Origin of the sequence: Streptomyces sp. AcH 505, from assembly GCF_000818175.1 — a bacterium.
Lineage (GTDB): Bacteria > Actinomycetota > Actinomycetes > Streptomycetales > Streptomycetaceae > Streptomyces.
Genome location: NZ_JTIY01000001.1, coordinates 4,541,688 through 4,546,924, shown reverse-complemented (window position 1 = coordinate 4,546,924; position 5,237 = coordinate 4,541,688). Strand labels below are relative to the sequence as shown.

Genomic DNA, 5,237 nt, shown 5'->3' with positions numbered 1-5,237 from the left:
GGGGCCGGGCGGAGGAGGGGGTGTCCGGACGTAAAGCGAAGGAGCTCATGCGACAAGCAGTCCGGACACCCCCCTCCGCAGGACCCGGAACCCGGCACACGTACCGACAACCGCAACCACCGAACCCGGCCGCCCCCGCCGGACGGCGACACCGCAGCCAAGAACCGTCAGCACGGAGGAGTCATACATGAGCACACCCTTTCCGTTCACCGCCGTCGTGGGGATGGACGATCTGCGGCTCGCGCTGCTGCTCAACGCGGTGAGTCCCGCCGTGGGCGGTGTGCTGGTGCGTGGCGAGAAGGGCACCGCCAAGTCCACCGCCGTGCGGGCGCTTTCGGCGCTGCTGCCGGAGGTGTCCGTCGTTCCGGGGTGCCGGTTCAGCTGTGATCCCGCTTCGCCCGATCCCGCGTGCCCCGACGGGCCGCACGCGGTGGTCGACGGGGTGGACAGGCCCGCCCGGGTGGTCGAGCTGCCCGTCGGTGCCTCGGAGGACCGGCTGGTGGGGGCGCTGGACATCGAGCGCGCCCTCTCCGAGGGGGTGAAGGCGTTCGAGCCCGGTCTGCTGGCCGACGCGCACCGCGGGGTGCTGTACGTGGACGAAGTCAACCTGCTGCACGACCACTTGGTCGACCTGCTGCTGGACGCGGCTGCCATGGGCGCCTCGTACGTGGAGCGCGAGGGCGTCTCCGTACGGCATGCGGCGCGCTTTTTGCTGGTCGGGACGATGAACCCCGAAGAGGGCGAGCTGCGGCCGCAGTTGCTCGACCGGTTCGGGCTGACGGTGGAGGTGTCGGCCTCGCGTGATCCGGAGCTCCGGGTCGAGGTCGTGCGGCGGCGGCTCGCCTACGACGACGACCCGGCCGGGTTCGGCGCCCGGTGGGCCGACGAGGAGAACACGCTGCGCGAGCGGATCGTGACCGCGCGGGCCCTGCTGCCCGAAGTGCGGCTCGGGGACGCGGCGTTGCTGCAGATCGCCGCCACGTGCGCCGCGTTCGAGGTGGACGGGATGCGCGCGGACATCGTGATGGCGCGGACGGCGACGGCGCTGGCGGCCTGGGCCGGGCGTACGGATGTGCTCGCCGAGGACGTCCGGCAGGCGGCGCTGCTCGCCCTGCCGCACCGGCGGCGGCGTAATCCCTTTGACGCGCCGGGACTTGACGAGGACAAGCTGGACGACACGCTGGAGGAGTTCAAGGGCGACGACGATCCCGACCCTGGTCCGGATGGTCCTGGTGGCGGTGTTCCGCCTCAGGACGGGCCTGAGGAGGGGGGCGAAGCCTCCTCCGAGGAGGGCGAAGGGCAGTCGTCCGCTGCCGGTGGCGGCGGTGAGCAGGCGCCCGTCGGCGCCGCCGAGCCGTTCCGTACGAAGATGCTGAGCGTCCCCGGGCTCGGTGAGGGCGCCGCGGGGCGGCGGTCCCGTGCCCGTACCGAGCACGGCAGGACGACGGGTTCCCGTCGGCCGCGGGGGGCGCTGACCAAGCTGCATCTGGCGGCGACGGTGCAGGCCGCCGCACCGCATCAGCTCGCGCGTGGCCGCAGCGGTCCCGGGCTTGTGGTGCGCAGGGACGATCTGCGGCAGGCGACCCGGGAGGGGCGTGAGGGGAACCTCGTGCTGTTCGTGGTCGACGCCTCGGGCTCGATGGCGGCGCGGCGGCGGATGAGCGCCGTGAAGGGCGCTGTGCTCTCGCTGCTGCTCGACGCCTACCAGCGGCGCGACAAGGTGGGTCTGGTGACCTTCCGCGGTACGGAGGCGACGGTGGCACTGCCGCCCACGTCGTCGGTGGACGCGGCGGCGGCCCGTCTTGAATCGCTGCCGACCGGTGGGCGTACCCCGCTCGCCGCCGGGCTGCTGAGCGCCCATGACGTGCTGCGGGTCGAGCGGATGCGGGATCCCGCGCGCCGGCCGCTGCTGGTCGTCGTGACGGACGGCAGGGCGACGGGCGGCCCCGACCCGGTGGCGCTCGGCGGGCGTGCGGCGCGGCTGCACGCGGCGGAGGGTACGGCTTCGGTGGTCGTGGACTGCGAGTCGGGGCCGGTACGGCTGGGGCTCGCGGGGCAGTTGGCCGCCGATCTGGGCGGCACCGCCGTCACGCTCGACGAGCTGCGCGCCGACAGCATCGCCGGGCTTGTCAGGGACGTACAGCAGGGGAGGGCCGCTTAAATGCCGCAGGGACAGCCGGAGTCGGTGCCGAACGATGGTCTGACGACCCGTCAGCGCCGTAACCGTCCGTTGGTGCTGGTCCATACGGGCACCGGCAAGGGCAAGTCGACCGCCGCTTTCGGGCTCGCGCTGCGGGCCTGGACGCAGGGGTGGCCGGTCGGGGTCTTCCAGTTCGTGAAATCGGCGAAGTGGAAGGTCGGCGAGGAGCAGGCGCTGAAGGTGCTGGGGGCGAGCGGCGAGGGCGGCACGGTCGCCTGGCACAAGATGGGCGAGGGCTGGTCGTGGGTGCAGCGGGACAGCCAGCTGTCCAACGAGGAGGCGGCGCGCGAGGGTTGGGAGCAGGTCAAGCGTGATCTGGCGGCCGAGACCCACAAGCTGTACGTCCTCGACGAGTTCGCCTACCCGCTGCACTGGGGGTGGGTCGACACCGCTGAGGTGATCGAGGTGCTGCGGGACCGTCCCGGTACCCAGCACGTGGTGATCACCGGACGCAACGCACCTCAGGAGCTGATGGACTTCGCCGATCTGGTCACGGAGATGACGAAGGTCAAGCACCCGATGGACGCGGGTCAGAAGGGCCAGCGGGGCATCGAGTGGTGATCCCCCGGCTGGTGATCGCGGCGCCGTCGTCGGGGAGCGGCAAGACGACCGTGGCGACGGGTCTGATGGCCGCTTTCTCGGAGCGCGGTCTGGCCGTCTCGCCGCACAAGGTCGGGCCCGACTACATCGATCCCGGCTATCACACACTGGCCGTGTCGGGCGCCGCGGGCGGCAGGCCCGGCCGTAACCTCGACTCCTTCATGTGCGGTACGGGGCTGATCGGGCCGCTGTTCGCGCACGGCGCGCGAGGGTGTGACCTCGCGGTCGTCGAAGGCGTCATGGGGCTGTACGACGGCGCTTCGGACCAGGGCGAACTGGCCTCGACGGCGCAGGTGTCGAAGCTGCTGCGGGCGCCGGTGGTGCTGGTCGTGGACGCGTCGTCGCAGTCGCGTTCCGTCGCGGCGCTGGTACACGGCTTCGCCTCCTGGGACCCGGAGGTGCGGATCGGCGGGGTGATCCTCAACAAGGTCGCTTCCGACCGGCACGAGCGGCTGCTGCGCGACGCGCTGGACGGTTCCGGAGTGCCGGTGCTCGGGGTGCTGCGCCGGACGGACCAGGTGGGCACGCCGTCGCGGCATCTGGGGCTCGTACCGGTCGCGGAGCGGCACGCGGACGCGCTGGAGGCGACCCGGGCGCTGGCCGACCGGGTCAGGGCGGGGTGCGATCTGGACGCGCTGCTGGCACTGGCCCGTAGCGCTCCCCCGCTGGACACGGCCGTCTGGTCGCCCGAGACGGAGCCGGTGGGCGGGCCGAGGCCCGTCGTCGCCGTCGCCGGCGGGGCCGCGTTCACCTTCTCGTACGCCGAGCACACGGAGCTGCTGACGGCGGCGGGCGCCGATGTCGTCCCGTTCGACCCGCTCCATGACGAGGCGCTGCCGGAGGGGACGCGCGGGCTGGTGATCGGCGGCGGGTTCCCCGAGGTGTACGCGCCTGAGCTGTCCGCCAACGAGCCGCTGCGCAAGGCCGTCGCCGAGCTGGCCTACAGCGGCGCGCCGGTGGCCGCCGAGTGTGCCGGGCTGCTGTATCTGGCGCGTTCCCTGGACGACAGGCCGATGTGCGGGGTGCTGGCGGCGGACGGCCGGATGTCGGGGCGGCTGACGCTCGGCTACCGGGAGGCGGTCGCGGTCGGTGACAGCGCGCTGGCCGTCGCGGGGACGCGGGTGCGCGGGCACGAGTTCCACCGGACGGTGCTGGATCCGGCGGCGGGCGCGGCGCCTGCCTGGGGTGTGGTGCGCCCGGAGCGGAGGGTCGAGGGGTTCGTCACGGGCGGGGTGCATGCCAGCTATCTGCACACGCACTGGGCGGCGACGCCGGAGATGGCGCGGCGGTTCGTCGCCGGATGCGCGCGGTGAGACCGTCAGCCGGCGAGCCCGACGACCAGCCAGATGAAGCCCACGCCGAGGACCGTACAGAGCAGGGTGGAGCGGGCGGGGTGCTCGTGGTGGGCCTCGGGCAGGATCTCGGCGGCGGCCAGGTAGAGCAGGGCGCCGCCGAAGAAGCCGAGGTAGCTGCCCAGCGCCTCCTCGGGGAGCGTGAACAGCAGGGTGGAGGCCGCGCCGACCACGGGCGCCACGGCGTCGGCGACGAGCATCGTGAGCGCTTTGCGGCGGTCGTTCCCGTACAGGCTGGTGATCGTGTACGTGTTGAAGCCGTCCGCGAAGTCATGGGCGATGACGGCGAGCGCGACGGACGTGCCGATCGCGCCGTTGACCTGGAAGGCCGCGCCGAGCGCCACCCCGTCCATCAGGCTGTGGCCCACCATCGCGGCGGCGGCGGTCAGGCCGACCTGCGGCACCCGGGGCGCCGGTGCGTGCGGGTCGCGGCCGTCGTCCTGCGGGTCGGCGCCGTGGGAGGTCTGCCGGACGGCGAGCAGCCGTTCCACCAGATGGGCGACGAGGAAGCCGCCGACGAACAGCAGCAGCGCCTGGGGCACGCCGAAGACGTCGCCGCCCGCCGCCCGTACCGCTTCGGGCAGCAGGTCGAGGCCGACGACGCCGAGCATCAGTCCCCCGGCCAGCCCCAGCACGAGGTGGCGGCGGTCGGTGACGCGTTGCGCCGTCCAGCCGCCGAACAGCGTCATGAGGAACGCGCCGAGCGCGACGAACACCGCCATGAGCCCCTGCTTAGTCGATCAGGGGTGTGCTCCGCACGTCCGGGAAGGGCCCGGGGCCCGGAAAGGGGCTGCTCGTGACCAAGGTCACCAACCGTCCCGCGCTGGTCGTCGGGGTCGGCGCGCGGCGCGGCGCCGCGTGCGACGAGGTACTGGGGCTGGTCCTGGACACGCTGCGGGACGCGGGCCTGTCCGTACGGGACGTGGTGGAGCTGGCGACCGTCGAGGCCAAGGCGGGCGAGCCGGGCCTCGTGGCGGCGGCCGAGCGGCTGGGGGCGCCGCTGCGGGCGTATCCGGCGGAGCTGCTGGCGTCGGTGCGGGTGCCGGGCGCTTCGGAAGCGGCGCTGGCCGCCGTCGGCACCCCTT

Annotated in this window: 5 protein-coding genes; 4 read left to right on the top strand and 1 reads right to left on the bottom strand. The window is 73.3% G+C overall.

The window, feature by feature from the left end:
• The first annotated feature begins 187 nt into the window (after positions 1 to 187).
• Genes HY68_RS20770 through HY68_RS20760 form a run of 3 tightly spaced genes read left to right on the top strand, consistent with a single transcriptional unit; the run spans position 188 to position 4,113 of the window.
• Entirely contained in the window at positions 188 to 2,161 is a 1,974-nt protein-coding gene (locus HY68_RS20770; RefSeq protein ID WP_041991029.1) for a putative cobaltochelatase, read from the top strand.
• A complete protein-coding gene (gene cobO, locus HY68_RS20765; protein WP_041991027.1) occupies positions 2,162 to 2,761 on the top strand; it encodes a cob(I)yrinic acid a,c-diamide adenosyltransferase in 600 nt (199 codons plus the stop codon).
• On the top strand, positions 2,755 to 4,113 hold the full coding sequence (locus tag HY68_RS20760; protein ID WP_041991025.1) for a cobyrinate a,c-diamide synthase: 1,359 nt from the start codon (positions 2,755 to 2,757) through the stop codon (positions 4,111 to 4,113). Before cobO ends, HY68_RS20760 begins: the two co-directional genes overlap by 7 nt.
• A gap of 5 nt (positions 4,114 to 4,118) precedes the next feature.
• Here HY68_RS20760 and HY68_RS20755 read toward each other — a convergent pair whose 3' ends face one another.
• Complete coding sequence (locus tag HY68_RS20755; RefSeq protein WP_041991023.1) at positions 4,119 to 4,874, bottom strand: ZIP family metal transporter; 756 nt, start codon at positions 4,872 to 4,874, stop codon at positions 4,119 to 4,121.
• Positions 4,875 to 4,948: 74 nt separating this feature from the next.
• Between HY68_RS20755 and HY68_RS20750 the strand changes: the two genes are divergently transcribed.
• The coding region (locus HY68_RS20750; protein ID WP_241778632.1) for a cobalamin biosynthesis protein at positions 4,949 to 5,237 on the top strand (289 nt) is incomplete at its 3' end.

Excerpts from the sequence above, each read along its gene's own strand:
- HY68_RS20770 (WP_041991029.1), top strand. The coding sequence starts at position 188 with ATGAGCACACCCTTTCCGTTCACCGCCGTCGTGGGGATGGACGATCTG.
- cobO (WP_041991027.1), top strand. The coding sequence starts at position 2,162 with ATGCCGCAGGGACAGCCGGAGTCGGTGCCGAACGATGGTCTGACGACC.
- HY68_RS20755 (WP_041991023.1), bottom strand. The coding sequence starts at position 4,874 with ATGGCGGTGTTCGTCGCGCTCGGCGCGTTCCTCATGACGCTGTTCGGC.